14 protein-coding genes are annotated in these 14,992 nt (G+C 72.1%); 11 read left to right on the top strand and 3 right to left on the bottom strand.

Annotated features, from left to right (window positions below; genetic code table 11):
- Positions 1-6: 6 nt before the first annotated feature.
- Both CCN51_RS00340 and CCN51_RS00345 read left to right on the top strand, forming a co-directional pair.
- Positions 7-717, top strand: coding sequence for an HAD family hydrolase (locus tag CCN51_RS00340; RefSeq protein WP_014174646.1), 711 nt, complete (start codon positions 7-9; stop codon positions 715-717).
- A 179-nt stretch (positions 718-896) separates the two neighbouring features.
- Complete coding sequence (locus tag CCN51_RS00345; RefSeq protein ID WP_014174647.1) at positions 897-1,619, top strand: TetR/AcrR family transcriptional regulator; 723 nt, start codon at positions 897-899, stop codon at positions 1,617-1,619.
- Here CCN51_RS00345 and CCN51_RS00350 read toward each other — a convergent pair.
- On the bottom strand, positions 1,610-3,067 hold the full coding sequence (locus tag CCN51_RS00350; RefSeq protein ID WP_014174648.1) for an LVIVD repeat-containing protein: 1,458 nt from the start codon (positions 3,065-3,067) through the stop codon (positions 1,610-1,612). The two genes, CCN51_RS00345 and CCN51_RS00350, sit on opposite strands and share 10 nt — an antisense overlap.
- Before the next feature lie 230 nt (positions 3,068-3,297).
- Here CCN51_RS00350 and CCN51_RS00355 point away from each other — a divergent pair, with 230 nt between their 5' ends.
- The 3 genes from CCN51_RS00355 to CCN51_RS00365 all read left to right on the top strand — a co-directional run bounded on the left by CCN51_RS00355 (position 3,298) and on the right by CCN51_RS00365 (position 7,084).
- Positions 3,298-3,999, top strand: a complete 702-nt coding sequence (locus CCN51_RS00355) for a DUF305 domain-containing protein (RefSeq protein ID WP_014174649.1) — start codon at positions 3,298-3,300, stop codon at positions 3,997-3,999.
- Positions 4,000-4,182: 183 nt separating this feature from the next.
- Entirely contained in the window at positions 4,183-5,529 is a 1,347-nt protein-coding gene (locus CCN51_RS00360) for an FAD-dependent oxidoreductase (protein ID WP_014174650.1), read from the top strand.
- Between the two features lie 148 nt (positions 5,530-5,677).
- A complete protein-coding gene (locus CCN51_RS00365; RefSeq protein WP_014174651.1) occupies positions 5,678-7,084 on the top strand; it encodes a nucleobase:cation symporter-2 family protein in 1,407 nt (468 codons plus the stop codon).
- On the opposite strand, the gene CCN51_RS00370 is transcribed toward CCN51_RS00365, so the two are convergent.
- A complete protein-coding gene (locus tag CCN51_RS00370; protein WP_014174652.1) occupies positions 6,989-7,372 on the bottom strand; it encodes an ArsR/SmtB family transcription factor in 384 nt (127 codons plus the stop codon). The two genes, CCN51_RS00365 and CCN51_RS00370, sit on opposite strands and share 96 nt — an antisense overlap.
- A 125-nt stretch (positions 7,373-7,497) precedes the next feature.
- Here CCN51_RS00370 and CCN51_RS00375 point away from each other — a divergent pair, with 125 nt between their 5' ends.
- From CCN51_RS00375 to CCN51_RS00400, 6 genes are all read left to right on the top strand, one after another.
- Positions 7,498-8,595 carry an NADH:flavin oxidoreductase/NADH oxidase gene (locus tag CCN51_RS00375; protein WP_014174653.1) on the top strand — a complete coding sequence of 366 codons (1,098 nt, stop codon included), beginning with the start codon at positions 7,498-7,500 and terminating at the stop codon, positions 8,593-8,595.
- Positions 8,596-8,695: 100 nt separating this feature from the next.
- Positions 8,696-9,781, top strand: a complete 1,086-nt coding sequence (locus tag CCN51_RS00380) for a WD40/YVTN/BNR-like repeat-containing protein (protein ID WP_014174654.1) — start codon at positions 8,696-8,698, stop codon at positions 9,779-9,781.
- A 91-nt stretch (positions 9,782-9,872) separates the two neighbouring features.
- Entirely contained in the window at positions 9,873-10,550 is a 678-nt protein-coding gene (locus CCN51_RS00385) for a uracil-DNA glycosylase (RefSeq protein ID WP_014174655.1), read from the top strand.
- A 39-nt stretch (positions 10,551-10,589) separates the two neighbouring features.
- A complete protein-coding gene (locus CCN51_RS00390; RefSeq protein WP_014174656.1) occupies positions 10,590-11,405 on the top strand; it encodes an LURP-one-related family protein in 816 nt (271 codons plus the stop codon).
- The gene (locus CCN51_RS00395) at positions 11,386-12,558 is read left to right on the top strand and encodes an N-acetylglucosamine kinase (RefSeq protein ID WP_014174657.1); all 1,173 of its coding nucleotides are present in this window, start codon (positions 11,386-11,388) and stop codon (positions 12,556-12,558) included. The genes CCN51_RS00390 and CCN51_RS00395 overlap by 20 nt, the downstream gene beginning before the upstream one ends.
- Positions 12,559-12,698: 140 nt before the next feature.
- On the top strand, positions 12,699-13,700 hold the full coding sequence (locus CCN51_RS00400) for a sirohydrochlorin chelatase family protein (protein WP_078610361.1): 1,002 nt from the start codon (positions 12,699-12,701) through the stop codon (positions 13,698-13,700).
- Positions 13,701-13,788: 88 nt separating this feature from the next.
- Here the strand turns inward: CCN51_RS00400 and CCN51_RS00405 are convergent, their stop codons facing one another.
- Complete coding sequence (locus CCN51_RS00405) at positions 13,789-14,850, bottom strand: lactonase family protein (RefSeq protein WP_014174659.1); 1,062 nt, start codon at positions 14,848-14,850, stop codon at positions 13,789-13,791.
- Positions 14,851-14,992: the final 142 nt, after the last annotated feature.

The following is a 14,992-nucleotide window of genomic DNA, read 5'->3' on the forward strand; positions in this document are numbered from 1 at the left end:
GAGGGCATGACGATCAAGGGTGCGCTCTTCGACTTCTCCGGGACCCTCTTCCGTATCGAGCCGACCGAGTCCTGGCTGCGGGCCGTGCTCGACGCAACGGGCACGGCTGTCCCGGAGGAGGACATCCTGCGGTACGCACGGCAGTTGGAGGACGCGGGGGCGCTGCCCGGCGGCGCCCCGCCCCAGGCCGTACCGCCCCACCTGACCGAGCTGTGGGGCGTACGGGACCGCAGCTCCGAGGGCCACCGCACCGCCTTCACGGGGCTGGCCCGCGAGGTGCCGCTGCCCCGCCCGGAGCTGTACGACGCGCTGTACGACCGCCATATGGAGCCGGCCGCGTGGCGGCCGTACCCCGACACGGCCGAGGTGCTGGGCGAGCTGCGGCGGCGCGGGGTGCGGATCGCGGTGGTCAGCAACATCGGCTGGGATCTGCGGCCGGTGTTCCGGGCGCACGGTCTTGACGAGTTCGTGGACGCCTATGTGCTGTCGTACGAGCACGGCATCCAGAAGCCGGACCCCCGGCTGTTCCGGGTGGCGTGCGACGCGCTCGTGCTGGCCCCGGCCGACACCGTGATGGTGGGGGACGACCGGCGGGCGGACGGCGGAGCGGCGCGGCTGGGGTGCCGGGTGCACTTGGTGGACCATCTGCCGGTGGAGCAGCGGCCCGACGGGCTGCGGCCGGTGCTGGACTTCGCGGGCGGCGCCGAGACGCCCTGACGACGCTGCGAAATCCCCATAACGACCCGTCACAGACACAGCAAAACCGTCGATTTCGGGCGATCCCCCGCGTCGCCCGAAATCGACGGAGCATCGGGGCCGCCCAGGGCACAGTGGCGGACAACCCGAGACCTCACTGAGTATATTGGCCAAGAGCCAGTCAACGCAGGAGTTACAGCATGTCCCCCCGCAGCGCTTCGGTCAATGAGGAGTTGCGCCGTCGGTCCCAGGAGCGCCTGCTCCAGGCGGCGGTCGAGCTGGTCGGCGAGCGCGGCTACGAGGCGACGACGCTCGCCGATATCGCCGACCGGGCGGGGGCCGCGCGCGGTCTGGTCTCCTACTACTTCCCCGGCAAGCGCCAGTTGCTGCAGACGGCCGTGCACCAGCTGATGCATCTGGAGCTGGCCAAGGGGCTCGAGCGCGAGCCCCTGCCGGACGGCGACGACGCGGGCCGGGAGTGGCTGGCGCGGGCGATCGACGCGATCCTGGGGCTCGCCGTGGAGCGTCCGCGGCTGATGCGGACACATATGGCGGGCATTCTGACCGCCGAGGGGTTCATCAAATGCGCCGAGCAGCAGCGGCTGGCCGCGCTGCTCCGCGAGACGATGGTCCGGTACGGATCGCCGGAGCCGGACGCCGACTACGTGCTCTTGCGCGCGCAGCTGATGGGCGCGGTGTTCGCGGTGTTGCTGCCAGGGGCCCCGGTGCCGGTCGAGCGGCTGCGGGCCGAGCTCTTCAACCGCTACAAGCTGGAGTGGGAGTTGGGCGTCCCGCCGGACACGCGGGCGGGCGATGAAACAAACGCCGGAACAAACGGCGAAACGGGCAGCGAAACGGGTGGTGAAACGGGTGGTGACGCCCCGGACGGCCGGAAGCCGTCCGGGGCGGACGGTCAGCGGTAGTCGGGCTGCGTCTGCACGTTCAGCTCGCTCAGCCGCACCGACCGGGCGCCGTCGGTGCGCCGGTCGTCGATCTTCAGGACGTCGAAGCCCTTGGCGATGTCGTTCGAGTAGATGTAGCCGTTGTAGTAGTACGCGGACCAGGAGCCTCCGCCCACCAGCGTGTCGGCGGAGATGGGGCCGCGCTCGAAGTAGCCGATCTCCTTCGGGTTCTTGGAGTCGGTGAACTCCCAGATGGACACGCCGCCCTGGTACCACGCCTGGACCATGATGTCGCGGCCCTTGACCGGGATCAGCGAGCCGTTGTGGGCGACGCAGTTCTCGGTGTTCGCCTGGTAGCGCGGGATCTTGTAGTAGTTCCGGAAGACCAGCTTGCGGTGGTCGCCCTTGCCGACGATGTCGTAGATGCCGTCGGCGCCGTGGTTGGGGCCGACCTCGGCGTTGCAGGTCGCGGCCCCGCCGCCGCCGAGCTCGTCGGTGAACACGACCTTGTTGCCGCGCTCGTTGAAGGTCGCCGAGTGCCAGAAGGCGAAGTTGACGTTGTCCTCGACCCGGTCGATGACCCGCGGCTTGGCGGGGTCTGCGATGTCCAGCAGGACGCCGTCACCCATGCAGGCGCCCGCCGCCAGCTTGAGCTTGGGGAAGCTGGTGATGTCGTGGCAGCCGGTCGTCTTGGACACACCCGGGTTGGTGGGCGCGCCCGGGTTGCCGCCGTCCGGGAAGAGCACCGGGAAGTCGACGACCGCCGACTTCTCGGGCGCGCGGCGCGGCACCTTGATGACGGAGATCCCGTCGTGCGGCGGCTGGCAGTCCGGGAAGGTGGCGTCCGGGGAGTACGAGGAGACGTAGATGTAGACGTTGTCCCGCTCGGGCACCAGGGTGTGGGTGTGCGAGCCGCAGGAGGTCTCGATGGCGGCGACGTACTTGGGCTCGGTCTTGTCGCTGATGTCGAAGACCTTCATGCCCTCCCAGGACGACTTCTCCGTGGCGGGCTGCGTGGTGCTGTTGCAGGAGTTGTCGCTGCGCGAGGAGTCCGTGGACAGGAAGAGCAGGTTCCCGGAGACGCTGATGTCGTTCTGCGAGCCCGGGCACAGCACCTGACTGACGGTCTTCGGCTGCTTCGGGTTGCTGATGTCGTAGATGACGAAGCCGTCGTAGTTGCCCGCGAAGGCGTACTTGCCCTGGAAGGCCAGGTCCGAATTGGTGCCTTTGAGGGCCTGCTTGGGGATGTTCGTCAGATGGCTGACGTTGTCGCTGTGGACGATCTCGTCCACACCCGGTATCTCGCCGTCCTTGATGGCCGCCTTGACCTCATCGGCCTGCCCGTTGGACACCCGTTCACTCTTCGGGGTGGCTCCGGGGTCGGGGGTCGCGGCCGCCGGGCTCACTGCGAACAGCGAGGCGAGCAGCCCGAAGGCGACTACGACGGTGCCGAGGTGTCGGGGGCGCATCGAGGGTCTATGGCGCATCTGGAGTCTGTGCCACGGCTTCAACTGCGTCCTCCCTTTCTTCCCGTTCGGGATTGAACGATGTCTGGACGCGGGCCGTGGGCAGTATCGCTCGATCCATGTACACCTCAACAGTCGGCAATGAATATGTAACGAAGATTCCTTGCATGGATCAGCCACTTACGTGCTAATACGGTCAGCACAGCTCGCAAAAGTCTCTGGAGGTCACGGTGTTGATCCGGCGTACGACCACGACCGCCCGTGCCGCACGCGCCGCCGCGCTCGCGGTCACGGCGGTGGCCGCGGCCCTGGCGCTGGCCCTCACCGGCTGCGAGGCCGACAGCGGCACCAAGGCCGACGACCAGGCCAAGGACCCCGGGCCCTCGGTGATCGCGCCGGGCAAGCCCGGGGAGGCGGCCAAGAAACTGACGGCCGAAGAGGCGGCGAAGGCGAAGGACGACGACTCCCCCAACGCGGCCGATTTCAGCTACGTACGCATGATGATCCAGCACCACCGGCAGGCCCTGGTGATGACCGCCCTGGCCCCCGACCGGGCGAAGTCGTCGAAGATCAAACGGCTCGCCGAGCGCATCTCCGCCGGGCAGAAGCCGGAGATCGAGGCGATGAAGGGCTGGCTGAAGACGAACGGCGGGACGGCGGACCAGGGTGGCGGCACGACGGGCCACGAGGGCGGGCACGACCACGGCTCCATGCCCGGCATGGCCACCCAGAAGCAGTTGGATCAGCTGCGCGCCGCGGGCGGAGCCGACTTCGACAAGCTCTTCCTCAAGCTGATGATCACCCATCACTCCGGCGCGATCTCCATGGCCACGGACGTCCTGGCGCAGGGCAACAACGTGAAGGTGGAGGAGATGGCGGACGATGTCATCGCGCAGCAGAGCGCCGAGATCCGGCGGATGCGGCAGCTCGGATAGCGCGCATCACGCGAATCACGGACAGCTCACGGCGGGCGCCCGGCTCCGGGCGCCTGCTTCCGCTCCGGAACGTCAGCCTCCGGCCTCGGCCGTCACCCGGGAGCCTGTTGTCCGGCGCGTAATGCCGGACCGGAGCCCCCATCGGGTGCGATGCTGGAGACATCCTGCGGAAGGAGCTCCGCCGTGCTTCGCGTAGCAGTCGTCGGATCCGGGCCGAGCGGGGTCTACGCCGCCCAGGCGCTCGTCCAGCAGCAGGCCGTGCCCGATGTGGCCGTGGATGTACTGGACCGGCTGCCGTGTCCGTACGGACTGGTGCGCTACGGGGTCGCCCCGGACCACGAGAAGATCAAGTCGCTGCAGAACACCCTCCGCACGGTCCTGGAGCACCCCCGGGTCAGCTTCCTGGGCAATGTGCCGGTGGGGCCCGCGCCGCTGGTGCCCGAGCGGCTGCTCGGGCTGTACCACGCGGTGGTGTACTGCGTCGGGGCGGCGTCCGACCGGCGGCTCGGCATCCCCGGGGAGGAGCTGCCGGGCAGCTTCTCGGCCACCGAGTTCGTCTCCTGGTACAGCGCCCACCCCGACTCGGCGATCGACGCCTTCGCGCTGGGCGCGCGCTCCGCCGTGGTCATCGGGGTCGGCAATGTCGCGGTCGACGTGGCGCGGGTGCTCGCCCGCGGCGCGGAGGAGCTGCGCGCCACCGACGTACCGCACGCCGCCCTCGACGCGCTCGCCGACAGCCAGGTCACCGATGTGCACATGGTCGGCAGGCGCGGTCCGTCGCAGGCCAAGTTCACCACCAAGGAGCTGCGCGAGCTCGGCGCGCTGGCCGGCGCCGATGTGCTGGTGCGGCCCGAGGAGCTGGCGATGGACCCGGCGTTCGCGGATCCGTCGCGGCTGCCGGGGCCCGTCCGGCGCAATGTGGAGGTGCTGCGCGACTGGGCGCGCCGCGAGCCCGCCGGCCGGCCGCGCCGGATCCATCTGCGCTTCTTCCTGCGCCCGGCGGCGGTGCTCGGCGAGGGCGCCGTACGGGCGGTGCGGTTCGAGCGGACCGGGCCGGACGGGATGGGCGGGGTCGCCGGGATCGGCGACTTCGAGGACGTACCGGCACAGCTGGTCCTGCGCTCGGTCGGCTACCGGGGCGTACCGCTGCCCGGGCTGCCGTTCGCCGCGGCCAGCGGGACGGTCCCGCATGAGCAGGGGCGGGTGGTGCGCGGCGGCGCGCCCTCGGCCGGCGAGTACGTCGCGGGGTGGATCAAGCGAGGGCCGACCGGGGTCATCGGGACGAACCGGTCGTGCGCCAAGGAGACCATCGCCTCCCTCCTGTCCGACGCGGCCGCCCTCGCGTCGCGCCCGGTGGCCGAGGACCCGCGGGCGGCGCTGCGCGCGATGGGTCTGGAGCCGGTGGAGTGGCCCGGCTGGCTGCGGATCGAGGCGGCGGAGTCGGCGCTCGGGCGGGCGTTGGGGCGGCCTCGGGTGAAGATCCCGGACTGGCCCGGACTGCTGACCGCGGCCCGCGACGCCCAGGGCTGAGCCCGGCCCCTTTCCGGAACACACAGCTTTCCGGAACACACAGCGGCAATGCCGTTGAAATCAACAGACTGTTCAAGGCTTCTATCGTCGCGCCCAGTTGTCGTGCTACCCACTCCCCAGCATTCCCGTAGCCGCAGAAGGAGCCGTCATGAAGCCCGCACGCCATCCCGTGGACGAGGTCCCGCCGCCCGGTCAGCTCGCCGCCTTCGGACTGCAGCATGTGCTCGCGATGTACGCGGGCGCGGTCGCCGTGCCGCTGATCGTCGGCGGCGCCATGAAGCTGCCGCCCGCGGATCTGGCGTACCTCATCAACGCGGATCTGCTGCTGTGCGGGATAGCGACCGTGCTGCAGTGCGTCGGGCTGTGGCGGTTCGGCGTACGGCTGCCGATCATGCAGGGCTGTACCTTCGCTGCGGTCACCCCGATGGTGCTGATCGGCACCGGGGGCGGCGGGCTGCCGGCGATCTACGGTTCGGTGCTCATCTCGGGGATCGCGATGATCCTGCTCGCGCCGGTCTTCGGGCGGCTGCTGCGCTTCTTCCCGCCGCTGGTGACCGGCACGGTGATCCTGGTCATCGGCCTGTCGCTGCTGCCGGTGGCGGGCAACTGGGCGGCGGGCGGCCAGGGTTCGGCGGACTTCGGGGCGCCGAAGAATCTGGGGCTGGCCGCCGGGGTGCTGATCACCGTGCTGGCCGTACAGCGCTTCGCGCCCGGCTTTCTGGGCCGGGTCGCGGTGCTGGTCGGCATCGTGGCCGGGACGGCGGCGGCCGTGCCGCTCGGCTTCACGGACTTCTCGGGGGTGGGCGACTCCGACTGGGTCGGCGTCTCCACGCCCTTCCACTTCGGCGCCCCGACCTTCGAAGCGGCGGCCGTGGCGTCGATGCTGGTGGTGGCGGTGGTGAGCATGACCGAGACGACCGGGGACTTCATCGCGGTGGGCGAGATGACCGGCCGTGACGTCGATGCCCGGCGGCTCGCGGACGGGCTGCGTGCGGACGGTGCGGCCACCCTGCTGGGCGGGGTCTTCAACACCTTTCCGTACACGGCCTTCGCCCAGAACGTCGGCCTGGTGGGGATGACGCGGGTGCACAGCCGGTGGGTGGTGGCCGCGGCGGGCGGGATTCTGGTGCTGCTGGGGCTGGAGCCCAAGCTGGGCGCGCTGGTCGCGGCGGTCCCGGCGCCGGTGCTTGGCGGGGCCGGTCTGGTGATGTTCGGGACGGTCGCGGCGAGCGGGCTGCGGACGCTGGCCGGGGTGGACTTCCGGGACAACCACAACCTCACGGTGGTCGCGGTGTCGGTCGCCGTCGGGCTGCTGCCGGTGGGCGTCCCGGGGGTCTATGAACAGTTCCCGCACTGGTTCCAGACGATCATGACCAGCGGGATCAGCGCGGGCTGCCTCACCGCCATCGCGCTCAACCTGCTCTTCAACCACCTGCCGACCGGGGCCGGTCGGGCGGCCTCAGCCCCCGCCGCCCGCCGAACCGCCGGAGCGCAGGTCCTGGCCGTCGGCGGCGAGCAGGACGCTGTCGAGCAGTCCGGGGAACAGCGCGTCTAGGTCCTCGCGGCGCAGCGCGTTCATCTTGGCGGTGCCCCGGTAGATCTGGTTGATCACCCCGCACTCCCGCAGCACCCGGAAGTGGTGGGTGGTGGTGGACTTGCTCACCGGCAGCTCGATGTCGGAACAGGCCAGCTCGCGGGCCTCCCCCGCCAGGGTCCGCACCACCCGCAGCCGCATGGGGTCGGACAGCGCGTGCAGCACGTCTTCGAGGCGGATGGCGCCGCGCGCGGGGTGCTCCAGCGCACGGCCGGTCGACGGTGGCGGGGCGGGGGTCTGCGGCTGCACGGCTGCTCCTCGGTGCCTCGTGACGAGATTCTATTGTACGAGACCCCTCGTAGTTTGACGTTCGGCGTACTACGAGGGTTATCGTACGAGGGATCCACTGGCGAAGACCTGAGACGGAGCCTGCCGTGAGCGTGCTGTTCGAGCCCTACACCCTGCGGTCGCTGACCATTCCCAACCGGATCTGGATGTCCCCCATGTGCCAGTACTCCGCCGAGGTCAGCGGCCCGGACGCGGGCGTGGCGGGCGACTGGCACTTCTCGCACTACACCTCGCGGGCCGTCGGCGGCACCGGTCTGATCCTGGTCGAGGCCACCGCCGTCAGCCCCGAGGGCCGGATCAGCCCCGCCGACCTGGGCCTGTGGAACGACACCCAGACGGAGGCCTTCCGCCGGATCACCGCCTTCCTCAAGGAGCGCGGCACCACGCCGGGCATCCAACTGGCCCACGCCGGGCGCAAGGCATCGACCGACCGGCCGTGGCTGGGCGGCGGGCCCGTGGCCGAGGACGGGGGCGGCTGGCAGCCGCTCGGGCCCAGCCCGCTGCCGTTCGACGAGGGCCACCCGGTGCCCGAGGAGCTGACGGTCGAGCAGATCCGGGAGATCGTGGACCAGTTCGCCGAGGCGGCGCGGCGCGCGCTGGCCGCCGGGTTCGAGGTGGCCGAGGTCCATGGCGCGCACGGCTATCTGATCGGCGAGTTCCTTTCGCCGTACAGCAACCGCCGCACCGACGAGTACGGCGGGTCCTTCGAGAACCGGACGCGCTTCGCGCTCGAGGTCGTGGACGCCGTACGCGCGGTGTGGCCGGACGAGCTGCCGCTGTTCTTCCGGATCTCGGCGACCGACTGGCTGACCGAGGACGACTCCGACGAACGCCAGGGCTGGACCGCCGACGACACCGTGCGGTTCGCGCAGGAGCTCACCGCCCACGGTGTGGACCTGCTGGACGTCTCCACCGGCGGCAACGCGGCGCGGGTGCGGATCCCGACCGGCCCGGGCTACCAGGTGCCGTTCGCCGCGCGCGTCCGGGCGGAGACCGGGCTTCCGGTCGCCGCGGTCGGCCTGATCACCGAGCCGGAGCAGGCCGAGAAGATCGTCGCGGGCGGCGAGGCGGACGCCGTGCTGCTCGGCCGCGAGTTGCTGCGCGACCCGTACTGGGCGCGGCACGCGGCGCGTGATCTTGGCGCGGTCGCCACGGTCCCGCCGCAGTACGGCCGGGCCGCCTGAGCTGGGGTGACGTGATGGAGCGGGCCGTTGTCAGTGGTGGGGTGCAGACTCTGAGGTGCTGGCTGTGTGACGCCGGACACATCGCAAGGAGTGATGCGCCATGGATGACGTCCTGCTCGCCATCGGCACCCGTAAGGGGCTGTTCCTCGGGCGCCGTGGGGGCGGGGGCTGGGACCTGACCGGTCCCCACTTCCCGATGCAGGCGGTGTACTCCGTCGGTATCGACACCCGCCGCGCCGCGCCCCGGCTGCTGGTCGGGGCGGACAGCTCGCACTGGGGGCCGTCGGTCTTCCGCTCCGACGACCTCGGGCGCACCTGGCACGAACCGCCCGCGCCCGCGGTGCGGTTCCCGGAGGGGACCGACACCTCGCTGGAGCGGGTGTGGCAGCTGCACCCGGCCGGGCCCGCCGCGCCCGATGTGGTGTACGCGGGCACCCAGCCGGGCGCCCTCTTCCGGTCCGAGGACGGCGGCGAGACCTTCGCGTTCGTACGGAGCCTGTGGGAGCACCCGCAGCGGCCGGAGTGGGGCGCGGGCTTCGGCGGGCAGGCGGTCCACACGGTCGTCACCGACCCTCGCGACGCCGATGTGGTGCTGGCGGCCGTGTCCTCGGGCGGGGTGTACCGGTCCGCGGACGGCGGGGCGAGCTGGGCCCCGTCCAACACCGGGCTGAAGGCGGAGTTCCTGCCCGATCCGTATCCGGAGTTCGGCCAGTGCGTGCACAAGATCGCGCCGGACGCGGTGGACCCCGACCGGCTGTATCTGCAGAACCACGGCGGGGTGTACCGCAGCGACGACGCCGGGGCGACCTGGTTGGACATCGGCAAAGGGCTGCCCGCCGACTTCGGATTCGCGGTCGCCGCCCACCCCCGGCGCGGCGGCGTGGCCTATGTGTTCCCGGTCAGCGACGGCTCGGACCGCTATCCGCCCGGCTATCGCTGCCGGGTCTTCCGCACCGAGGACGCCGGGGCGTCGTGGTCCGAGCTGTCCGCCGGGCTGCCGAAGGCCGACCACTACGGGGTGGTGCTGCGGGACGCGCTGCGCACGGACGACGCCGACCCGGCGGGCGTCTACTTCGGCAACCGCAACGGCGAGGTGTACGCGAGCGCGGACGACGGGGACAGCTGGCGGCTGGTCGCCGAGCACCTTCCGGACGTGCTGTGCGTACGGGCGGCGGCGGTGGGGTGAGGCCCGGTGCACTGAGGTGAGGCGGAGGTGGCGGCTCGTGCCCGGATGAGGTGGCGCACGGCCACGCGCCGAACCACTAGAGTGACGCGACGTGGCTGCACGACCCTTGAACGAAATCGTAGAAGCAGGCTGGGCCAAGGCACTTGAGCCGGTCGAAGAACGTATCGCCGCGATGGGCGACTTCCTGCGGGCCGAGATAGCGGCAGGGCGCACTTATCTGCCGGCCGGACAGAATGTGCTGCGCGCCTTCCAGCAGCCCTTCGACGAGGTGCGCGTCCTGATCGTCGGTCAGGACCCCTATCCGACGCCCGGCCACGCCGTGGGGCTCAGCTTCTCCGTGGCCCCGGAGGTGCGCCCGCTGCCCGGCAGCCTGGAGAACATCTACCGCGAGCTGCACACCGACCTCGGCCTGCCCCGCCCGTCCAACGGCGATCTGACCCCGTGGACCGCGCAGGGCGTGCTGCTGCTCAACAAGGCGCTGACCACCGCGCCGCGCCGGCCCGCCGCGCACCGCGGCAAGGGCTGGGAGGAGGTCACCGAGCAGGCCATCCGGGCGCTGGCCGCGCGCGGCCGCCCCCTGGTGTCCATCCTGTGGGGCCGCGACGCCCGGAACGTGCGCCCGCTGCTCGGCAGCCTGCCCGCCATCGAATCCGCGCACCCCTCCCCCATGTCCGCCGACCGCGGCTTCTTCGGCTCACGTCCGTTCAGCCGGGCCAATGACCTTCTGGTACAGCAAGGGGCCCAGCCGGTGGACTGGCGCCTTCCCTGACGGCTTCCTTCCTGGTGAGGGGCGGGTAGTCTGCCCGCCATGACGACACATCCGAACACCCCTGCGGGCTGGTACGCCGACCCGCAGGGCACGCCCAACCTGCTGCGCTGGTGGGACGGCGCGCAGTGGACCGAGCACACCCACCCCGGCCAGCCCGGGCAGGTCCCGCAGCAGCAGGCGCCGGTCGCCGACCCGGCCAAGGTCCAGCGCCAGGTGCAGCAGCAGGCGGGCGTCGCCCCGGTGCACGCCGGCGGCGGCACGCTCTTCAGCGAGCCGGTGCTGGTGGTGAACCAGAAGGCCAAGCTGATCGAGCTGACCAACGAGTACAGCGTCTTCGACCAGCACGGGCGCACCATCGGCTCGGTGGTGCAGGTCGGCCAGAGCACCCTGAAGAAGGTGGCTCGGTTCGTCTCCAGCCTCGACCAGTTCATGACCCACAAGCTCGAGATCCGCGATGCCCAGGGGCAGCCGCATCTGGTGCTCACCCGCCCGGCGAAGTTCATCAAGTCCAAGGTGCTGGTGACGCGCCCGGACGGGCAGCCGGTCGGCGAGATCGTGCAGCAGAACGCCATTGGCAAGATCAACTTCGCCATTCAGGTCAACGGCCAGCAGATCGGCGCCATCAAGGCGGAGAACTGGCGGGCCTGGAACTTCGCCATCGTCGACCACACCGACACCGAGATCGCCCGGATCACCAAGACCTGGGAAGGTCTGGCGAAGACGATGTTCACCACCGCGGACAACTACGTCCTGCAGATCCACCGCCAGCTGCCCGACCCGCTGCTGAGCCTCGTCGTGGCCACCGCGCTGACCGTGGACACCGCGCTCAAGCAGGATGCGCGCGGGTTCGGCTGAGCCGGTGGGCGACAGTACGGAGCAGGGATTCGTACTCGGCATCGACTCCGGCGGCTCCGGCGTCCGAGTCGCACTCGCCCGCGCCGACGCCCCGTACGAGGGAGACGGGGACGGCGGCGAGGAGCGGGGCGGCGGTGGGGGCGACGGCCCGGCGAGCGGGCTGTCTTGGTCCTCGTCCGTGCCCACGCCCGCCGTGGTCGGCGACCGGGGCATCGACGCGGACAGCCTGCTCGCCCGGGTGCTCCCCGCCGCCCGCGCACTGCTGCGCGAGGCGGGGGCGGACCGTGTGGCGGCGGTGTGTGTCGGCGCCGCGGGCATGGCCTCGCTCGGCGACGATCTGCGCGCCAAGCTGCCGGACGCGCTGGCGAGTTCGCTGGGCACCCGGCGGCTGGCCCTGGCGGCCGACGGGGTGACCGCCTACGCCGGCGCCCTCGGCCAGCGGCCCGGCGCGGTGGTCGCGGCCGGCACGGGCCTGATCGCACTGGGCGCCCTGCCAGGCAGTACGGCGGACGCGGACAGCGCGGACGGTGACGGCGGCGGGGAGGGCACGGCCCGTTCGACTGCCGGTGCCCGCGGGGGCGGCGGCTGGCGCCGTGCCGACGGCTGGGGCCATCTCCTCGGCGACTGCGGCGGCGGGGCCTGGATCGGCCGGGCCGGACTCGAAGCGGCGATGCGCGCGTACGACGGGCGCGAGGGCGGCTCACGGCCGCTGCTGGTGCGTCTGGAGGAGGTCTTCGGACCGGCGGGCGAGCTGCCGGGGAAGCTGTATCCGCGCCCCGACCGGCCCGCCGTACTGGCCTCGTTCGCGCCCGAGGTCGGGCGGTGCGCGGAGCGGGACCCGGTCGCGGCCGCGATCCTGCGGGACGCCGCACAGCACATCGCGCAGGCCGCGGAGGCGGTCTGCCCGGACGTGGAGGGGCGTGTGGTGGCACTCACCGGCGGCCTCTTCCGTATGGGCGCCCCCCTGCTCGTACCGCTGCGCGCCCAGTTGGCCGAGCGGCTGCCGAACGCCCGGGTGACCGAGGCGGCCGGCGATCCGCTGGCCGGCGCGGTGCGCATCGCCACGGCGCTCGCCACGGACTCGCTGCTCCTGCCGCTGGACGCGGCGCTGTTGCGCGTCATGGACGTCGGCCCGGTCGCGCCGGAGTCTTAAACCCGCCATCGCCCAGCGTCAAGGCAAACAGCGGTAAAGCGAACAGTGTCGAACAACACGGCTCGGCAAATAGGGACAGAAGACCCCGCGTCGTACCCTCCCGAACAGTCGATCACAACAAGCGACTAACATGCGGCGCCATGAGCTCCCCCACTGGGCCCGCGTCCGGCCTGCCTGTACGAATGCCGCGTCCCCGCCAGCCCGGACGGCACCGCCGACCGGAGCCCGTGGTCGCCCCTGTCGGCGCCCCTCCGCTGGTACTGGCCGTCCCGGGCTCCCCTGACGGCGCCACCCGGAGCCTGGCCGAAGAGGTCCTGAGCATCGCCCGCTCCGAGCTGCCCGGCCTCGACGCCCGGATCGGGTACGTGGACGGCGAGGGCAACGGGGACGGCGCGAGCGAGGACTTCCCGGCGCTCGAGGCCGTGCTCACCCGCGCCGCGCAGGAGCGCGGCGAGCGCGCCCGCCGGGCCGCCGCCGCCGCGGCAGCCAAGGCCAAGGCCGAAGCGGAGGCGCTGGGCGAGGAGGTCGCGGCCCCGGCTGCCGCCGCCGAGCCCGCCGTCACCGACGAGACCGCCTCCGCCGTCGTCGTGCCGCTGCTCGCCGGGCCGGACAACGCGCTGCTGCGCCGGATACGCCAGGCCGTCAAGCACAGCGGCTCCGCCGCCGAACTCACCGACGTCCTCGGCCCGCATCCGCTCCTCGCCGAGGCGCTGCACGTACGCCTGTCGGAGGCGAGCCTCGCCCGCGCCGACCGCGCCCGCCTCTTCACGGTCGCCACCGCCGCGGACGGGATCATCCTGGCCACGGTCGGCGGCGCCGAGGCGGCCCAGGCCGGTGGCATCACCGGCATGCTGCTCTCCGCGCGCCTGGCCATACCGGTCATGGCCGCCGCGCTGGACGAGGACGGTGCCGTCCTCCGCGTCGCCGAGCAACTGCGCTCGGCCGGCTCCACCCGGCTGGCCCTCGCCCCCTACCTCATCGGCCCCGAGGTCGCGGCCGATCTCCCCGCGGCCGCCGCCGAAGAGGCGGAGTGCGCGGCGGCGGAGCCGCTCGGCGCATACCCGGCCGTGGGCAAGCTGGTGCTGGCCAAGTACGCGACGGTCCTGGGCATCAAGCTCCAGCCGAACCCGGCCATGCACTGACACCGCGCTGAGCGGCACGGGTACATGGCGGCCCCACCACCGGGGCCGCCGCCCCGCTTGCGCAGCGGGGCGGTCGGTCGGTCGCTGCTCAGGCGAAGATCACGCACGAGGCCGCCGGGGCGGCGAGTGAGCCCATGCGGGTCGGGACGCCCGATGACGGGTCGATCCGGAACCAGGTCACATCGCCGGAGCGCTCGTTCGCGGCGTAGAGGTGGCGGCCCGAGGGGGCGAGGGTCAGGTCGCGGGGCCAGTGGCCGCCGCAGGGGGTGGTGGTGACCAGCGTCATCGTGTCGCCGGAGGCGTCGAGAGCGAGCGTTGTGACGCTGTCGTGGCCGCGGTTGGCGACCCAGGCGAAGCGGCCGTCCGCCGAGACGACGATCTCCGAGGGGAAGTTGGGGACGTCCGTGCCGCTCGGCAGGACGCGTGTCTCGCCGAGCGGGTCCAGGGTGCCGGACGCCGCGTCCCAGCGGCACACCGTGACCGTCGGGTCCAGCTCGTTGATGACGTAGGCGCGCTCGCCGCGGGGGTGGAAGGCGAGGTGGCGCGGGCCGCTTCCGGGGCGCAGCCGGGCCTCGCGGTGAACCCGCGAGGTCACTCCGGCTCCCCCACCCGTACCCGCCGCGTACACCCACACCGAGTCGGTCCCCAGGTCGACCGCGAGCACCCAGCGCCCCGACGGGTCAGGCACGACGGCGTGCGCGTGCGGGCCCTCCTGGCGGGTGGCGTCGGGGCCGCTGCCCTCGTGGCGCAGCACCGCCGACGGTTCGCCGAGCGCGCCGTCGTCCCGGACCGGGAGCGCGGTGACGCTTCCGGAGCCGTAGTTGGCGGTGAGCAGCTGCCCGGCGGCGAGCGCGAGGTGCGTCGGGGCGGCGCCGTGTACCGGTACGGGGGTGCCCAGCGGGACGGGCGGCCGGGTGGGGTCGGCGACGCGGAAGGCCGCGGCGGCGCCGTCGTCGGTCTCGCTCACCGCATAGAGGGTTTCACCGCCGGGGGCGAGCGCGAGGTAGGAGGGGTTGGGCACGGCGTCCGTGCTGTGCAGGGCGCGCAGCGCGCCCGTGTCCGCGTCCACGGACGCGACCGTGACTCCGGCGCCGCCCGCCGAGGTGAACGACCCGATGTACGCCCGCTGTCCACTGCCTGTGGTGCTCACCGCACTGCCCTTCCGCCGACTTTACAGATGCAGCCCGACGGTAACGCAGCGGTCTAGACCAAATCGGTCAACTCGGCCAACTCCCGAGTATGTCGCCGCTCGCGTGCGCGTCACGCCCCCGCGAGCGGCGACATACTCGGGA

It is taken from the genome of Streptomyces milbemycinicus, from assembly GCF_002154605.1.
GTDB lineage: Bacteria > Actinomycetota > Actinomycetes > Streptomycetales > Streptomycetaceae > Streptomyces > Streptomyces milbemycinicus.

Coding starts and splice junctions, on each gene's coding strand:
- CCN51_RS00340 (WP_014174646.1), top strand. CDS start 7: ATGACGATCAAGGGTGCGCTCTTCGACTTCTCCGGGACCCTCTTCCGT.
- CCN51_RS00345 (WP_014174647.1), top strand. CDS start 897: ATGTCCCCCCGCAGCGCTTCGGTCAATGAGGAGTTGCGCCGTCGGTCC.
- CCN51_RS00350 (WP_014174648.1), bottom strand. CDS start 3,067: ATGCGCCCCCGACACCTCGGCACCGTCGTAGTCGCCTTCGGGCTGCTC.
- CCN51_RS00365 (WP_014174651.1), top strand. CDS start 5,678: ATGAAGCCCGCACGCCATCCCGTGGACGAGGTCCCGCCGCCCGGTCAG.
- CCN51_RS00380 (WP_014174654.1), top strand. CDS start 8,696: ATGGATGACGTCCTGCTCGCCATCGGCACCCGTAAGGGGCTGTTCCTC.
- CCN51_RS00390 (WP_014174656.1), top strand. CDS start 10,590: ATGACGACACATCCGAACACCCCTGCGGGCTGGTACGCCGACCCGCAG.
- CCN51_RS00395 (WP_014174657.1), top strand. CDS start 11,386: ATGCGCGCGGGTTCGGCTGAGCCGGTGGGCGACAGTACGGAGCAGGGA.
- CCN51_RS00400 (WP_078610361.1), top strand. CDS start 12,699: ATGAGCTCCCCCACTGGGCCCGCGTCCGGCCTGCCTGTACGAATGCCG.